The 14,453-nt window shown below is 74.0% G+C and carries 15 protein-coding genes and 1 pseudogene; 11 read left to right on the plus strand and 5 right to left on the minus strand.

Features of this window, described 5'->3' with window-relative positions; all coding sequences use genetic code 11:
- Positions 1-31: 31 nt before the first annotated feature.
- Positions 32-634: a TetR/AcrR family transcriptional regulator gene (locus tag OO54_RS36950; protein ID WP_033211359.1), complete on the minus strand. Its 603-nt coding sequence runs from the start codon at positions 632-634 to the stop codon at positions 32-34.
- Between the two features lie 134 nt (positions 635-768).
- On the opposite strand from OO54_RS36950, the gene OO54_RS36955 reads away from it, so the two are divergent.
- The 6 genes from OO54_RS36955 (at position 769) to OO54_RS36980 (ending at position 4,633) form a co-directional block, all read left to right on the plus strand.
- Positions 769-1,449: a DUF6230 family protein gene (locus tag OO54_RS36955; protein ID WP_033211360.1), complete on the plus strand. Its 681-nt coding sequence runs from the start codon at positions 769-771 to the stop codon at positions 1,447-1,449.
- 101 nt (positions 1,450-1,550) lie between these two features.
- Positions 1,551-2,162, plus strand: coding sequence for a DUF6114 domain-containing protein (locus OO54_RS36960; RefSeq protein ID WP_234439271.1), 612 nt, complete (start codon positions 1,551-1,553; stop codon positions 2,160-2,162).
- Positions 2,159-2,935, plus strand: a complete 777-nt coding sequence (locus OO54_RS36965; protein ID WP_033211361.1) for a DUF6230 family protein — start codon at positions 2,159-2,161, stop codon at positions 2,933-2,935. The genes OO54_RS36960 and OO54_RS36965 overlap by 4 nt, the downstream gene beginning before the upstream one ends.
- On the plus strand, positions 2,929-3,321 hold the full coding sequence (locus OO54_RS36970; RefSeq protein WP_033211362.1) for a DUF6114 domain-containing protein: 393 nt from the start codon (positions 2,929-2,931) through the stop codon (positions 3,319-3,321). The genes OO54_RS36965 and OO54_RS36970 overlap by 7 nt, the downstream gene beginning before the upstream one ends.
- Positions 3,318-3,935 carry a hypothetical protein gene (locus OO54_RS36975; protein ID WP_033211363.1) on the plus strand — a complete coding sequence of 206 codons (618 nt, stop codon included), beginning with the start codon at positions 3,318-3,320 and terminating at the stop codon, positions 3,933-3,935. The genes OO54_RS36970 and OO54_RS36975 overlap by 4 nt, the downstream gene beginning before the upstream one ends.
- Entirely contained in the window at positions 3,932-4,633 is a 702-nt protein-coding gene (locus tag OO54_RS36980) for a DUF6230 family protein (protein WP_033211364.1), read from the plus strand. Before OO54_RS36975 ends, OO54_RS36980 begins: the two co-directional genes overlap by 4 nt.
- 45 nt (positions 4,634-4,678) lie before the next feature.
- On the opposite strand, the gene OO54_RS36985 is transcribed toward OO54_RS36980, so the two are convergent.
- Together OO54_RS36985 and OO54_RS36990 are read right to left on the minus strand one after the other, a co-directional pair.
- Positions 4,679-6,805, minus strand: a complete 2,127-nt coding sequence (locus OO54_RS36985) for an MMPL family transporter (protein WP_033211365.1) — start codon at positions 6,803-6,805, stop codon at positions 4,679-4,681.
- Positions 6,806-6,988: 183 nt separating this feature from the next.
- Positions 6,989-7,480, minus strand: coding sequence for a MarR family winged helix-turn-helix transcriptional regulator (locus tag OO54_RS36990; RefSeq protein ID WP_033211366.1), 492 nt, complete (start codon positions 7,478-7,480; stop codon positions 6,989-6,991).
- 123 nt (positions 7,481-7,603) lie between these two features.
- Here OO54_RS36990 and OO54_RS36995 point away from each other — a divergent pair, with 123 nt between their 5' ends.
- From OO54_RS36995 to OO54_RS37005, 3 genes are all read left to right on the plus strand, one after another.
- Positions 7,604-9,235 carry an SDR family oxidoreductase gene (locus OO54_RS36995; protein WP_234439272.1) on the plus strand — a complete coding sequence of 544 codons (1,632 nt, stop codon included), beginning with the start codon at positions 7,604-7,606 and terminating at the stop codon, positions 9,233-9,235.
- A 124-nt stretch (positions 9,236-9,359) separates the two neighbouring features.
- Positions 9,360-10,733: a cryptochrome/photolyase family protein gene (locus tag OO54_RS37000; protein ID WP_033211367.1), complete on the plus strand. Its 1,374-nt coding sequence runs from the start codon at positions 9,360-9,362 to the stop codon at positions 10,731-10,733.
- 262 nt (positions 10,734-10,995) lie between these two features.
- On the plus strand, positions 10,996-11,643 hold the full coding sequence (locus OO54_RS37005) for an alpha/beta fold hydrolase (protein ID WP_063738366.1): 648 nt from the start codon (positions 10,996-10,998) through the stop codon (positions 11,641-11,643).
- 54 nt (positions 11,644-11,697) lie between these two features.
- Here OO54_RS37005 and OO54_RS37010 read toward each other — a convergent pair whose 3' ends face one another.
- Positions 11,698-12,267 carry a GNAT family N-acetyltransferase gene (locus OO54_RS37010; protein ID WP_033211368.1) on the minus strand — a complete coding sequence of 190 codons (570 nt, stop codon included), beginning with the start codon at positions 12,265-12,267 and terminating at the stop codon, positions 11,698-11,700.
- A 94-nt stretch (positions 12,268-12,361) separates the two neighbouring features.
- Positions 12,362-13,063 carry an adenosylcobinamide amidohydrolase gene (locus OO54_RS37015; protein WP_033211369.1) on the minus strand — a complete coding sequence of 234 codons (702 nt, stop codon included), beginning with the start codon at positions 13,061-13,063 and terminating at the stop codon, positions 12,362-12,364.
- A 115-nt stretch (positions 13,064-13,178) separates the two neighbouring features.
- Between OO54_RS37015 and OO54_RS48440 the strand changes: the two are divergent.
- Together OO54_RS48440 and OO54_RS37020 are read left to right on the plus strand one after the other, a co-directional pair.
- Positions 13,179-13,283: pseudogene (locus OO54_RS48440) on the plus strand (HipA family kinase); the annotation flags it as partial.
- Positions 13,284-13,623: 340 nt separating this feature from the next.
- Complete coding sequence (locus OO54_RS37020; RefSeq protein ID WP_033211375.1) at positions 13,624-14,358, plus strand: IS5/IS1182 family transposase; 735 nt, start codon at positions 13,624-13,626, stop codon at positions 14,356-14,358.
- The last annotated feature ends 95 nt before the right edge of the window (positions 14,359-14,453 follow it).

Below are 14,453 nucleotides of genomic sequence, written 5' to 3' on the forward strand. Positions count from 1 at the left end.
GCCGGCCTGATCGGCAGGACACCCCCGGGCGCTACCGGGGGAGCTTCTCGTGGCCGGTGCTCAGGGCGACCCTGAGCACCGTGTCCGCGATGCGGCGGGCCGACTCCTCCGGCGAGGAGCCGGCCTGGACGATGTGACTGGCGGTCAGCCGGACCGCGGCGTCCACGGCCAGTTCGCGGGCCACCGGGTCGACGGTCGGCCAGGCCTCGGTGACGTACGCGTCGGCCATCGCCGTCGCCGTCTCGAACGCCGCCGCCGAGCGGGTGGTCAGGTAGGGGAGGAGGCCTTCCTCGCCGGTGCTGGTCAGCATGGCCTTGATCAGCGGGTTGCGGCCGGCCAGCGTGAGGGTGAAACCGACGGCCGCCTCGACCGCCGCGTGGAGGTCGTCCCGGTGCGCGTCCAGGCCCTGCTGGATGCCGACGAGGCAGCGCTCCAGCTCGCGCTGGAAGAGCGCTTCGCCGACCGCTTCCTTGGAGGGGAACTCCGAGTACAGCGTCTGACGGCTGACGCCGACCGCGCCGGCCAGGTGCGCCATGCGCAGCTTGTCGAAGCCGCGGTCCGCGACCGCCTCGTACGCGGCGTCCAGCAGGCGCTCGCGCAGCAGTGTCCGGACCGTCTCCCTGAACCGTGGCATCGGCCAAGCCTAGTCCAGCGGAATTCTCCCCAGGATTGTCAGAAGTGTTGACACTCTTTCCAAGAGTGTCCAATTCTCGAACAGGCAGCCGCGAAGTGTCATTCGACCAGTGCGGCACGACGGTTGGAGATCACATGCAGAACGAGACCAGAGGCGTCACCCGCTGGCGCAGATCGACGTTCCTGGCCCTGCCGGCGACCGCGGCCGTCGCGGCGATGGCCACGGCGATGGTGCAGGGCGCGCTCGCCGCGAACCTCTCGCTGACGAGCGTCCCCTTCACCCTCAGCTCGAAGACCGTGGCCGCGCCCCAGGGCATCGGCGCCGTCATGCACACCATCGACGCCGGCGGGGCCAAGGGCGCCGCCGAGGTCGGCATCGCCAAGGCGGGCCTCGACGGCATCTGCGTCCACGCCGTCCAGTCCGTCAACCTCCCGGTGATCGGCAGCCTCGGCACCTGGTCGCTCAACATCTCCTCGCCCGCCGCGGCGACCCCGCTCACCAGCGACCAGCTCGTCGCCGGTGCCGGGCTCCAGGCGAACAAGCTCGTCCTGGACGCCCAGTCGCTCAAGGCCGCCACGGCCACGCTCAACGCGAGCGACGCCACCCCGAACGTCATCGGTGCCGCCGCCGACGGTGCCGCGATCAAGGGCACCGGCATCAACGACGGCACCCCGGGCCAGTTCGGCCTGGACGCCACCGGTGGCCGCACCGACATCAAGAACCTCAACGCCGACGCCAACGGCGCCACGATCTCCGGCGCCATCACCCTGCCCGACCTCGCGATCGGCATCGCCCACGGCGACAAGGGCTGCTGACCCGCGCGCGACCGAACCGCCCAGACGGGCCGGGGCTCCGCGCATCCCGTACGGCGCGGCGCTCCGGCCCTCCCCACCCGACCCACCGCTGTGAGGGCATCATGACCACCGATCCGCCACCCGGTGCCGCCGAGCCGGCCGGCCCCGCCCGGCCGGCCCTGTCCGCCGGGCCGCCCGCGCCCGCCGAGCCCGCGGTGTCCGCCGGGCCGGGAGTGACCGACGTACCGGCAGAGCAGGCCGAGCCGTCCCCCGGGCCCGCCCTCGGCCGACCGCACCGGGCGCGCCTCGCGTTCCGCCGCTGGCGCCGCACCCGGCCCTTCTGGGCGGCCCTGTGGACCGGGACCGGCGGCTTCGTCGTCTTCTTCCTGCCGATGGCACCGCTGGGCAAGATCCTGCAGGTCGGCGTGGGAGGGATCGCCGGCATGGCCGGCGGGGTCGTGCTCATGGCGATGGCCCTGCTCATCCTGCTGCTGCCCGGACAGCGCCACACCGCCGGGACCATCGCGGTGATCGCGGGGGTCGCGTCCTTCCCGCTGTCGAACCTCGGCGGTCTCTTCGTCGGCATGATCCTTTCCGTCCTCGGCGGTTCCATGGCCTTCGGCTGGCTGCCCGAGAAGCCCTCCGGGAAGCGTGGCGGCCTGTTGCGCCGCGGCCGCCGCCCGGTGGCCGAAACGCCCGTACCCCCCGTGTCCGTTGGGAGCGGATCCGTATGAGACGCATGACAGACCGCCTCGGCCCGTCCCTCGCCCGCGTCCGCGCGAGCGGCCCCCGTGCCGTCGCCGACTGGAACGCCAGGATGCTCGCCGAGGCGGCGGACGGCACCCGGCGGGGCACCCGTTGGGGACGCGGCGCGCTTGCTCTCGTCCCCTCGGTGCTCACCGTCGGCGCGCTCGGCACGGCGCTCGCGCAGGGCGCGCTCGCCGCCAACTTCAGCGTCACCGGGCAGCCCTTCACCCTGACCTCCAACGGGGTCGAGGGCACCGGGTTCGGCGCCATCGTCAACACCCCGGCGGTGGGGCGCCCGGACGGCACCTCGACCACCAACACGGCCATGGCGCGCGTCGGTTTCGCGAGCGCCGGGCTCGCCGGACTGTGCGGGATCGTCCACCAGACGATCGCCGGGATGCCGTACTCGCTGCTCCTGACGGGGGGACAGAAGGTGACGGCCGCCCCGCCGGGGACGTTCGCCACCGACATCGACGCGTCGAACCTCTACATCCAGGCGACCGAACTCCAGGCGTACGGCCCCACCACCCTCCAGAACGCGGTGCTCGGCCAGTCCGCCGACCAGGTCACGGTGGCCGGCAAACCGCTCACGGGCGCCCTGCCCGGCGGCTTCGGGCTCGGCTCGGCGGGCGGCGAGGGCGGCAGCTCCATCAGGCTGCACGGCCTGAACGCCACCGCGTACGACGCCGAGATGGCGGGGGCGCTCGTCCTGCCCGACCTGAAGATCAGGGTCGTCGCGGGAACGGCCACGGCATGCTGAGCCGGGCGAAGACCGCGTACCGCTGGTTCCGCGCGTTCCGCCGCACCCGGCCGTTCTGGGGCGGAGTGTGGCTGGTCGCGGGCGGCTGGACCGTCCTCAAGTTCTCCCTCAGCTCGCTGCAGTTGATCGTCAGCACGGGCTTCGGGGGAGTGGCCGGCTACCTCGTCGGCGGCGGAATGATCCTGTGCGGGCTCGTGCCGATCGCGCTGCCGGCCCAGCGGTACACCTTCGGCCTGATCGGCGCCGTGCTCGCGGTGGTCTCGCTGGTCGTGTCCAACCTCGGCGGATTCCTCCTCGGCATGGTCCTCGGGATTCTCGGCGGTTCGATGATGGTGGGCTGGGGCGCCAAGCGCCCGCGCCGGGCCCGCGAGGCGGTGGAGGGGTGACGCGCCGGGCACGGCACAAGGCGCTCGCGGTGCCGGCCGCCCTGCTGCTCGCGGTCGTCACCGCCGTCTGGTCGGGACAGCCGAGCAACGCCTCCGCGCCGGCCGCCGCTGCCGTCGTGCCGCTGGGAGCGCCCTTCCTGCCCTCGCCCGACCCGCTGCACGTCACGATCTCCAGCATGGTCGCCGTCTCCATGACCGTGGACAAGGGCGTCACGATCCGGCTCTCCGACGGCACGACGCGGACGACGACCCAGTACACGTTCACCAAGCTGAAGATCCGCTCGCACATGAACGTCACCCAGCGGGCGGCCGGTCACACCGTCACCATCGACGTGCCACAGGAGGGTTCCCTCGGCGGATACGACAGCGCGGGGAACCCAGAGACGACCACCATGTGGGGCAACATCACCAACGTCTGCGTCCGGGTCCTCGTCAAGATCTGCGGGGTCCAGGGCCTGCTCGACTTCTTCGGCTCGTTCATCCCCCTCACCGCGGGGGCCGAGGACTTCGTCGGCGACATCTACGCGATCCGCACGGTCGACGACCACGCCGCGCTCAACTCCACCGACAACCCCGTCCACCTCCCCGGAACCATCACGGTGACCACCCCATGACCCCCGACCACCGCCTCGTCGAGGGGCGTACCCACTGGCGCCGGTCCCTCGCCGTCGCCGTGCCCGCGCTCGCCGCCGCCGCGGGCATCGGCTCCGCCCTGGCCACCGGAGCGCTGGCCGTCGGCCTCCAGATCCAGGACCGGCCCGTCGACTTCACCACCAGCAGCCTGTACGGGACGCAGTACGGCGCCGCGGTCGTCGACCAGACAGTGGTGCGGCCCGACGGCTCCACCGCGACCGTCCGGGTGCTCCGCATGGGCTTCGCCGACGGCATGCTCAACGGCCTCTGCCTCAGCCGGCGCCAGCAGATCGGGGGAGCCACGTACACGCTGATGCTGACCCTCGGTGACGACAACCCCGGATCCTGGGAGATCAGGACGAAGAACACCGTCCTCGACCTGCGGGCCGCGACCGGCGTCCTCGACATGGACGGCATCGTCGACCTCAACGTCAACGGCGCCGACGTGAAGACCGTCAAGGACGCCACCGGCGCGTACGTCGTCAACCCCCTGAACAGCCCGCAGAACCGCTTCGGCATCCAGGCCCGCTACGCCAAGTTCGACTCGATCGTCGGCACCGCCCAGGACTTCCAGATCCCGGGACTCCTCACCACCCCCAGGCTGAAGCTCGCCGTGCGGCCGGGCACCGTGGCCTGCCCCGCCCCCGCCGCGCCGACGGGCACGCCGGGCACGCCGTGAGGCCGCGCGCGCCCGGCACCCGGCCCGGGCGCGGCGGCCGGACGGTCAGGCGCGGCGGCTGAGCGCGCCCGGCCACCACGCCCGGGGGCCGAGGTCGCGCACCAGTGCGGGGACCACGAGCGAGCGGACCACCAGGGTGTCGAGCAGGACGCCGAAGGCGACGATGAACGCGATCTGCACGAGGAAGGCCAGCGGGATCACGCCGAGCGCGGCGAACGTCGCGGCGAGCACCACACCGGCGGAGGTGATCACGCCGCCGGTCGCGGTCAGGCCGATCCGGACGCCCTCGCGCACCCCGTGGCGCAGCGACTCCTCCCGGACCCGGGACATCAGGAAGATGTTGTAGTCCACACCCAGCGCGACGAGGAAGACGAAGCCGTACAGCGGGACCGACGAGTCCGTGCCGCCGAAGCCGAGGACGTGCTCGAAGACGAGCGCCGAGACGCCCAGGGTGGCCGCGAAGTTGAGCGCCACCGTGGCGACGAGGAGCAGCGGCAGAACCACGGAACGCAGGAGCGCCATCAGGATCACCAGGATGATCGCCAGGACCACCGGCACGATGAGCGCACGGTCCCGCGCTGCGGTGCGCTGGGTGTCGTACGCCTGGGCCGTGGAGCCGCCGACCAGGGCGTCCGCGTCCGGGACGGCGTGCACGGCGGTACGGAGGCGGACGAGCGTCTCCCGCGCCGCGTCGCTGTCGGCCGCGCCGGTCAGGGTGGCGTCGATCCGCACCCGGCCGTCGACCACGAGCGGCGCCCCGGGCGCCGGGCGGCCCGCGGCGTCCACCGCGAACGCCGAGTCGACGCCGGACACCCCCTCGGCGGCGGCGACCACGCGGGCGGCCGCCGGGGCGTCGGCGATGATCACCGCGGGGTTGCCCGCGCCGCCGGGGAAGTGGCGGCCGAGGGTCTCCTGCGCGGCGACCGACGGCGCGTCGTTCACGAAGATCTCGTCGAGGGGCACTCCCCGGGAGTCGAGGGCGGGCGCGTAGGCGGCGCACGCCAGCAGGGCGGCGACGGACACCACCCACACCTTGCGCGGCGCCCGGTCGACGAGGGCGGCGACGCGGTGCCAGACGGCCTGGCCGCCCCTCGCGGGGGCCGCGCCGGCGGCGGCGCCCCCGGCGCCGGGGGCGTCGGTCCCGGCGGGCTTCGGGCGGGCCGGCCAGTACGCGGCGCGGCCCGTGAGGACCAGGGCAGCGGGCAGGAAGGTCAGCGTGCTCAGCACCGCGCAGACGATGCCGATTGCGCCGACGGGGCCGAGCGCCCGGTTGTTGGCCAGGTCGCTCGCGAGGAGGGCGATCAGGGCCAGGGCCACCGTGGCGGCACTCGCGACGACGGGCTCGAAGGAGCGGCGCAGTGCCTTGCCCATCGCGGCGAAGCGGTCCGCGCCTGGGGCGGAGAGCTCCTCGCGGTAGCGGGCGGCCAGGAGCAGCGCGTAATCCGTCGCGGCACCGATCACCAGGATGGACAGGATGCCCTGTACCTGGCCGTCGACCCGGACCAGGCCGGCGTCGGCGAGCACGTAGACGACCGCGCAGGCCAGACCCAGGGCGAAGACCGCACCCAGGATGATCATCAGGGGCAGCAGGACGCTGCGGTACACGACCAGCAGGATGAGCAGCACCGCGACCAGCGCGACGCCGAGCAGGAGTCCGTCGATGCCGGAGAACGCGCCGGACAGGTCGGCCTGCGTGGCGGCGGGCCCCGCCAGCCACACCGTCGTCCCCGGCACGGACGCCGCCGCCGCGCGGATCGCGTCGAGCGCGGCCGGCAGCTCGTCGCCGAGCCCGGGCCGGAGCGGGACGACGGCCCGCAGTGCCCGGCCGTCCTCCGAGGCCAGCGCGGGGGAGGGGGGCCCGGCGACGCCGGGGCGGCCGGTCAGGGCGGCGACGGCCCGCGTCGCCGGGACCGTCGCCCCGGGGTCCAGTCGCCCGCCGTCGCGGGCGGTCCACACCACGATCGCCGGCACGGTCGCCGAGCCGCGGAACGCCTTCTGCTCCTCGACGACCCGGGTGGACTCGGCGCTGCGGGGCAGGAAGGCGGCCTGGTCGTTGGTGGAGACCTCACCGAGCCGGCCGGCGAACGGGCCGAGCCCGCCGCCCACGACGAGCCAGACGGCGAGGAGCGCCAGGGGCAGGAGAAGGCGGGTCCGGCGCGGGGCGCGGGGCATGGGGACTCCGAACTATGTCTCGACCATTAACTATCTCAATGATTGAGATATATGTGTACCATGACGGATCCGCGACGGTTCCTCCGGGGACGCCGGGCCTCTTCCGCACCCGTCGACACCCGTCGGGCACGAGAGCTCTCGGCAGCTCCTCCGGGTGTCCGCGCCCGTTCGGACGCACCCGATTCAGCGGCGCGGAACGCGCAGCGCGCCGAGTTCCTCGTTCAGGGTGTTCAGGAAGCGCAGGGCCACGACGAGCTCGTCCGCGTCGAACCGCTCCCGCGCCCGCTCCGCGGCCTCCGCCAGCGGCAGGAAGTAGCGCCGGGCGGCGGCCTTCGCCCCGTCCTCGTACCGCACGTGCACCACACGGCGGTCCGCGCTCTCCCGCGACCTGCGGATGTGCCCGGCCCTCTCCAGCCGGTCGAGGCAGGCCGTCACCGCGCCCGACGTCAGGCCCAGATGCTCCCGCAGCCGCCCCGGCGTCAGCGGCTCGGGGCTGTCCAGGACGACGGCCAGCGCCTGCACGTCCGTCGGGTGCAGCCCCTGCGCTTGGGCGAAACCGTGCACGAGGCGGTTGATCTCGCCCTGCGTCCGGCGCAGCGCGACGGCGAAGCTCTGCAGGTCACCCGTCACGCCACCGGGGGCGCCGTTCGCGTCTCGGTCTTCTTCGCTGGCCACACGTCCAGCCTATAGACGTCGCCCGCCTGCATCCGTCCGGCCCGCGACCGGAGAAGAATCGCCGTGTCACCCGCCGCCCGCGGGGGCAGCGGCCGGCACTCGGGACGGAACGGAGCACACCCCATGGCGACGCATCCCACGGCAGGGTCATCCGGCCCCGCATCGGAACCGGACCCCGCGCCTCCCCCCCGACCGGCGCCCGCCCCGGGAGAGCACGCGGCGCACGATCCGTCGTCCGAGCCGCCCGCCGGCCCGGCGCTGTGCCTCGTGACCGGCGCCGGCGGCTACATCGGCGGGCGGCTCGTTCCCGAGCTGCTCGGCGCCGGACACCGCGTCCGCTGCCTCGCACGCACCCCTTCCCACCTCCGCGACCACCCCTGGGCCGACCAGGTCGACGTGGTCCGGGGGGACGTCACCGACGCGGACAGCCTGCGGCCCGCGTTCCGCGACGTCGAGGTCGCCTACTACCTGGTGCACTCCATGGGATCCGGGCACGGCTTCGAGGAGACCGACAGGATCGCGGCCCGGACGTTCGCGCGGGAGGCCCGCGCCGCCGGGGTCCGCCGCATCGTCTACCTCGGCGGCCTCACGCCGGCCGGGGTCCCCGAACAGGAGCTCTCGCCGCACCTGCGCTCACGGGCCGAGGTCGGCCGGATCCTGCTGGACTCCGGCGTCCCCACGACCGTGCTGCGGGCCGCCGTCGTCATCGGCTCCGGCTCCGCCTCCTTCGAGATGCTCCGCTACCTCACCGAGCGGCTCCCCGTGATGGTGACGCCCAGCTGGGTCGGCACCCGGGTCCAGCCCATCGCCGTACGGGACGTGCTGCGCTACCTGGTCGGCAGCGCCGCCATGCCCCCGGACGTCAACCGGACCTTCGACATCGGCGGCCCGGACGTCCTCACGTACCGCGAGATGATGATCCGGTACGCGGACGTCGCCGGACTTCCCCGGCGGCTCATCGTCTCCGTCCCCATGCTCACCCCGCGCCTCTCCAGCCAGTGGATCGGACTCGTCACCCCGGTGCCCGCCGCACTGGCCCGCCCGCTCGCCGAGTCCCTCCGGTACGAGGTGGTCTGCGCCGAACACGACATCGCCGAGCACGTCCCCGACCCACCCGGCACCCCCGTGCCCTTCGACCAGGCGCTCGCCCTCGCCCTCCAGCGGGTCAGGGAGGCCGGCGTCGCCACCCGCTGGTCCTCCGCCTCGCTGCCGGGCGCCCCCAGCGACCCGCTGCCCACCGACCCCGACTGGGCGGGCGGCAGCCTCTACAGCGACGACCGCGAACGGACCGTCGAGGCGGGCCCCCAGGAGCTCTGGCAGGTCATCGAGGGGATCGGCGGGGAGAACGGCTGGTACTCCTTCCCCCTCGCCTGGGCCGTACGCGGCTGGTCCGACCGGCTCGTCGGCGGAGTGGGACTCCGCCGCGGCCGGCGCGACGCCCAGCGGCTCCGGGTCGGCGACGCCCTCGACTTCTGGCGGGTCGAGGAGATCGAGCGCGGCAGCCTGCTCCGCCTGCGCGCCGAGATGCGGCTTCCCGGCCTCGCCTGGCTGGAGATGCGCGTCGAACGCGACGGCACGGGCCGCACCCGCTACCGCCAACGGGCCCTCTTCCACCCCCGGGGCCTCGCGGGGCAGCTGTACTGGTGGAGCGTCGCGCCCTTCCACGCGGTCGTCTTCGGCGGCATGGCGAGGAACATCGCGCGGACCGCGGAGAAGGCCGCCGCGAACCGCCCCGCCACCACGCCCCGGGCGTAGCCGTGGCGCGTTCACGGCCTCCTCCCCCGTACACCCGGCCCCTCAGCACGTCAGCACATCAACCCGCCGGCTGCGCGTGGCCCCAGCGGCCACCGCCCGGTGACCGATCGCCAGGAGTGGCGCCATGACCGTCTCCGTCGTCCTGTTCACCTCCGACCTGCGGCTGCACGACCATCCGCCCCTGCGCGCCGCGGTGGACGCGGCGGACGAGGTCGTGCCGCTGTTCGTCCGGGACCCCGCGATCGACCGGGCGGGGTTCGCGGTGCCCAACAGACTCGCGTTCCTCGCGGACTGCCTGACCGACCTCGCCGCCGGGCTCGAGGAACGAGGAGGCCGGCTCTTCGTGCGCGAGGGCGACACCGTGGACGAGGTGTGCGCCGTGGTGCGGCGGGCGGAGGCGGACGAGGTCCACATGGCGGCCGGGCACTCGGCGTTCGCCCGGGAAAGGGAACGGCGGCTGCGGAAGGAACTGGAGTCCGCCGGCTGCCGCCTGTACGTGCACGACGCCGTGACCACCGTCGTACCGCCCGGCGACGTCACCCCGCAGGGCTCGGACCACTACGCCGTCTTCACCCCGTACCTCAGGCGCTGGTCGGCCGAGCCGCTCCGGGCGCCCCTCGCCGCCCCGCGGGCCGTACGCGTCCCCAGCGGTCTGCGCTCCGAGAAGCTGCCCGGACGCGCCTCGGTGGCGGACGTGTCCGAAGCGCTCGCCACGGGAGGGGAGACGGAGGGGCGCCGGAGGCTCGGGGCGTGGCTGTCCCGGCACGCCGACGCCTACGAGACCCGCCACGACGACCTCGCGGGCGACGCGACCTCGCGACTCTCACCGTTCCTCCACTTCGGCGCCGTCTCGGCGACCGAGGCGGTCCACCGGGCGCGGGCCCGCGGCGGACCGGGCGCCGATGCCTTCGTACGGCAGCTGTGCTGGCGGGACTTCCACCAGCAGGTCCTCGCCGCCCGCCCCGAGACGGCCGTCGAGGACTACCGGCCACGGCTCGACCACTGGCGCCGGGGCGCGGAGGCGGAAGCGGACCTGCGGGCATGGCGGGAGGGCCGGACCGGCTACCCGGTCGTCGACGCCGCCCTCCGCCAACTCGCCCACGAGGGCTGGATGCACAACCGGGGCCGGCTGCTCACCGCGTCCTTCCTCGCCAAGACGCTCTACATCGACTGGCGGGAGGGAGCCCGGCACTTCCTGGGCCTGCTCGTGGACGGCGACGTCGCCAACAACCAGCTCAACTGGCAGTGGGTGGCCGGTACGGGCACCGACACCCGCCCCCACCGGGTCCTCAACCCCGTGCTCCAGGGCAAGCGGTACGACCCCCACGGCGCCTACGTCCGGCGCTGGGTGCCGGAACTCGCCGAACTGCCCGGCGCCTCGATCCACGAGCCGTGGCGGCTGAAGGGCCTGGACCGCGCCTCCTACGAATACCCCGACCCGATCGTCGACCTCGCCGACGGCCTCGCCCGCTTCCGGCACGCGCGGGGCCGGGACTGACGTCGGGGCACGGCACCCGAGGAGACGCGACGCACGAACGATGCGACCGGGGCCCCGTATCTGACGGGCCGTACGACCTGACAGACTGCGGCCCTCAGGCTCGATTCCCCGCGGGTGAGGGGGACCCGCCCAGGGCGGGGAGCGGCGAAGCTACTGATGGAGGCCCCATGGCGCAGCGGCCCGGTGACGCGGCCCGCACGGCCCGCACCAGCGGGTACCACCCCCGGCCGTCGAAGCGGCGGGCGCACGGGACGGAGCCGCGATGACCAGGTGCCGGACCCGCCGGGCCGAGTCGGGCCGCCTCGTCGTCCGCAGCGCGCCCTCGGCGCCCTCGGCGGCCGTCCTGCTGCTGCACGGCGGACGCGCCGACGGCCCTGAGCCGCCGCCCGCGCTCAACCTGCCCGCGCTCCGCATGCGTCCCTTCGCCGCCGCCATCACGCGCGCCGTCCGGGGCCGGGGCGTCCTGGTCGCCGAGGTGCGGTACGGGCGACGCGGCTGGAACGGCGACCGCGCCGACGCCGCCCGGGACGCCGAGGCCGCCCTCGCGCGCCTGCGCGAGGAGGCGGGCCCGGTGCCGGTCGTCCTCGTCGGGCACTCCATGGGCGGCCGCGCCGCGCTCCGGACCGCCGGCGACCCGGCCGTCCGCGGTGTCGTGGCCCTCGCGCCCTGGTGCCCGGCCGGCGAGCCCGTGGATCACCTCGGCGGCCGCCGGCTCTACCTCCTCCACGACGAGGCCGACCGCGTCACCTCCGCCCGCGAATCCTGGGACTTCGTCCGCAGGGCGCGGGCGGCGGGCGCCGACGCGGCGGGCATCCCGATGCCGACCGGCGGCCACTCCATGCTCCGGGGCGCGGGCCTCTGGCACCGCCGCGCGGCCGAACTCACCGCCGCGCTGCTCTCCCACGGCTGAGGCCCGCCCCGCCGAGACCCAGGGGGTCCGGGGCGGGCACCGGGGAGTACGGGGTCACGGGCCGGTCCTCGGCGTGCCGCGGGTTCCGTCCTCCGGGCGCGCGTAGAGGAACACGTCGCGGTAGCCGGCCGCGGTCCGCACGCCGTCCCGTACGAGCCGTTCGCGACGGAAGCCCGCGCGTTCGGCGGTCCGTACGGACGCCGTGTTCCACGGTTCGACGTGCAGCTCCAGCCGTGTGAGGGCCAGGTCCCGCAGGGCCCAGTCCGCCACGGCCCGCACCGCGGCGAGGGCGGCTCCCCGCCCCCGCGCGGACTCGACGACCCAGTAGCCCACCGACGCGCGGTCGGGCTCCGGCCGCAGCCACAGCCCCGCGTTGCCGACGGGCCGGCCCCCGGGGGCCACGATGACGAACGGGTAGCCCGTTCCCGTCGACGCCCGGCCCCACTGCCGCTCGACGAACGCGACCCCCTCGGCCTCGGAGTACGGCGCGGGAACCGTCGTGATCAGCGGGATGTACGCGTCCTCCGACGCCTCGCGCACGAGCGGGAGATCCGTCAGTCGCCAGGGCCGCAGCGTGAATCCGCCGTCGGCGGTCAGGTCGGGGACGTCGAGGGCGTGGTCCATCCGGACATCGTGCCGGGGGCCGGTCCCGGACGCACCCGGATTCCGGCGGGGCGGCCGGGCCCCGGATCACCCGGGGCGGTCGCCTCCCGCCGCGTCACCAGGACCGGGGGCCCTCGGCCGCGAGCAGGTCCGCGCAGGCGGAGCGGGTCGCGCGGTGTACGGCGCGGGCGAGCCGGGCGCCCCAGAGCGAGCGCGGTCCGGCGAACGCCTCGGCTTCGGCACCGGTCGGCGTGGGGGCGGCCACGCAGACGGCGTCCGTGGGCGTGCCGGAGGCGTCCGCCCCGAGCTCGACGAGGGCCTGGGTCTTCGCCTCGGTGGCCGTGGCGACGGCGTTCACGAGGGCGGCGTCCGTGAGCGGTACGGGCAGCGACACGATGATGTTGATGGTGCCCGGGCGTCGCGGGGTCGCCACGTCTCCGGCCCCCGGCGCCGCGGCCCAGCCGCGTACCCCTATCCCGGCGGTCACCACGGCCTGCGCGTCGCCGTCCACCGCGTGCCGCCGGTCCGCGACCGAGGCCGCCGTCATGAGCCCGACGCCGCGGCCTTCGAGCCCGGCCCCCGAGGCCAGTTCGCGGAGGTGGGCCACCGGATCGAGCCGGCCGTAGCCGGGCGGCACCTGGGCGTTCAGGACCCACGCCCGCTCGCCGACGCCCCCGCCGAGTACGGCGCTCGACACCATCCGCACGCCAGGACCCGGCGCCCAGACCAGGAGCGGCCACTCCTGCCCCTGCTCCTCGTGGGCGAGCAGTGCGGCGTCGGTCAGGGAAGGGCCGGTGAGGAGGGTTCGCGGAAGCACCCCACACCCTAACGCGGGGCGCGTCCGCCGGACGGCCGCTCCTGCCGCTCCACCGGCACCTGGCGGGCGGCCGCGCCCCGGACAGCGGAGTCGTACGACTCGATAACCTGGGCGGATGCTTACCGAAGTGACAGCGACCCGCTATGTCACGCCTTTGCGTGAGGGCGGCTCGCTCCCCGGGATCGTCGAGGCCGACGACCTCGGCACGTACGTCATGAAGTTGCCTACTGAGGCGCCTTGACCTGCGGTGATGGGGTCAGCATCGTCTCTGAACTGGACAGATGGGCCTTTCGGTGTCTTTCAGGGCCGTCTTGCTTTGTCTAGCCGATTCTCCCCAGACGCTCCCCAGAGCCGCTCGTACTCCCCAGATTCTCTCCAGCGAGCTACTGAGCCCTTTCCAATCTGATGGCGGTGCCATCGAGGGGGCTGCTGTACAACGCGAAGAAGCTCCCGGTGGACGGGTTCTCGACCAAGATCACCCGTGTCCGCCAGGAGCTTCGCGTGCTTGTCTACCCTTCCCCAGGCTCTCGGCTTCGCTCGAGCAGGGGAGACCCCATTCGATCGATCTGTCCAGCCACACCCTGCGCCATCTGACGGGGCAGCTCCGTGCCCGGCAGCGCGAGATCGGAACGCGATGGCGACGGTTGCCAGTAGGCCGGCAGGCCCTGCTCGCTCTGGCGCACTTGAGATGCGGTGACACCTGCGCCCAGCTCGCGGCCGGGTTCCGTATCGGTGTCGCGACGGCCTACCGCTGCATACGCGAGGCCGTCGGCGTCCTGGCCGCCCTCGCCCCGACCCCGGCCGAAGCGATGAAGACCGTGTGGACGAAGGCGTTCGTGATCCTGGACGGTACCCTGCTGCCGATCGACCGGATCGCCGCCGACACCCCGTGCCACTCGGGGAAGCGCAAACGCCACGGCATGAACGTCCAGGTTCTCACCGACCCGTTCGGATGCCTGCTGTGGGCCTCGCCCGCACTACCGGGTTCGACCCACGACCTGACCGCCGCACGGGCTCACGGCATCATCGACGCACTCGCCGACGAGGACGTGAAGTGCTGGGCGGACAAGGCATACCAAGGCGCCGGCCGCCTGGTCCGAGTCCCGTTCCGAGGCCGACGGCTCAAGCGGTGGAAGCGACGTCACAACAGCACCCACGCCAGGATCCGCTGCCTTGGTGAGCAAGCCATGGCCACCCTGAAGGGCTGGCGCCTCCTGCGGAAACTCCGCTGCAGCACCAACCGGATCACCGACATCGTGAAGGCCATCGTCGCCCTTCACCATGCCTCAACCTGAGGTTGGAAAAGGCTCCCTACGTTGTTCTGCGGGATGCGGTCGGCCCTTCGTATGGTTGACCCGCCCAGGGGTGTCGGGTGTGGTTCAAAAGGCTC

It is taken from the genome of Streptomyces wedmorensis, assembly GCF_000716445.1.
In the GTDB taxonomy this organism is placed as follows: domain Bacteria; phylum Actinomycetota; class Actinomycetes; order Streptomycetales; family Streptomycetaceae; genus Streptomyces; species Streptomyces wedmorensis.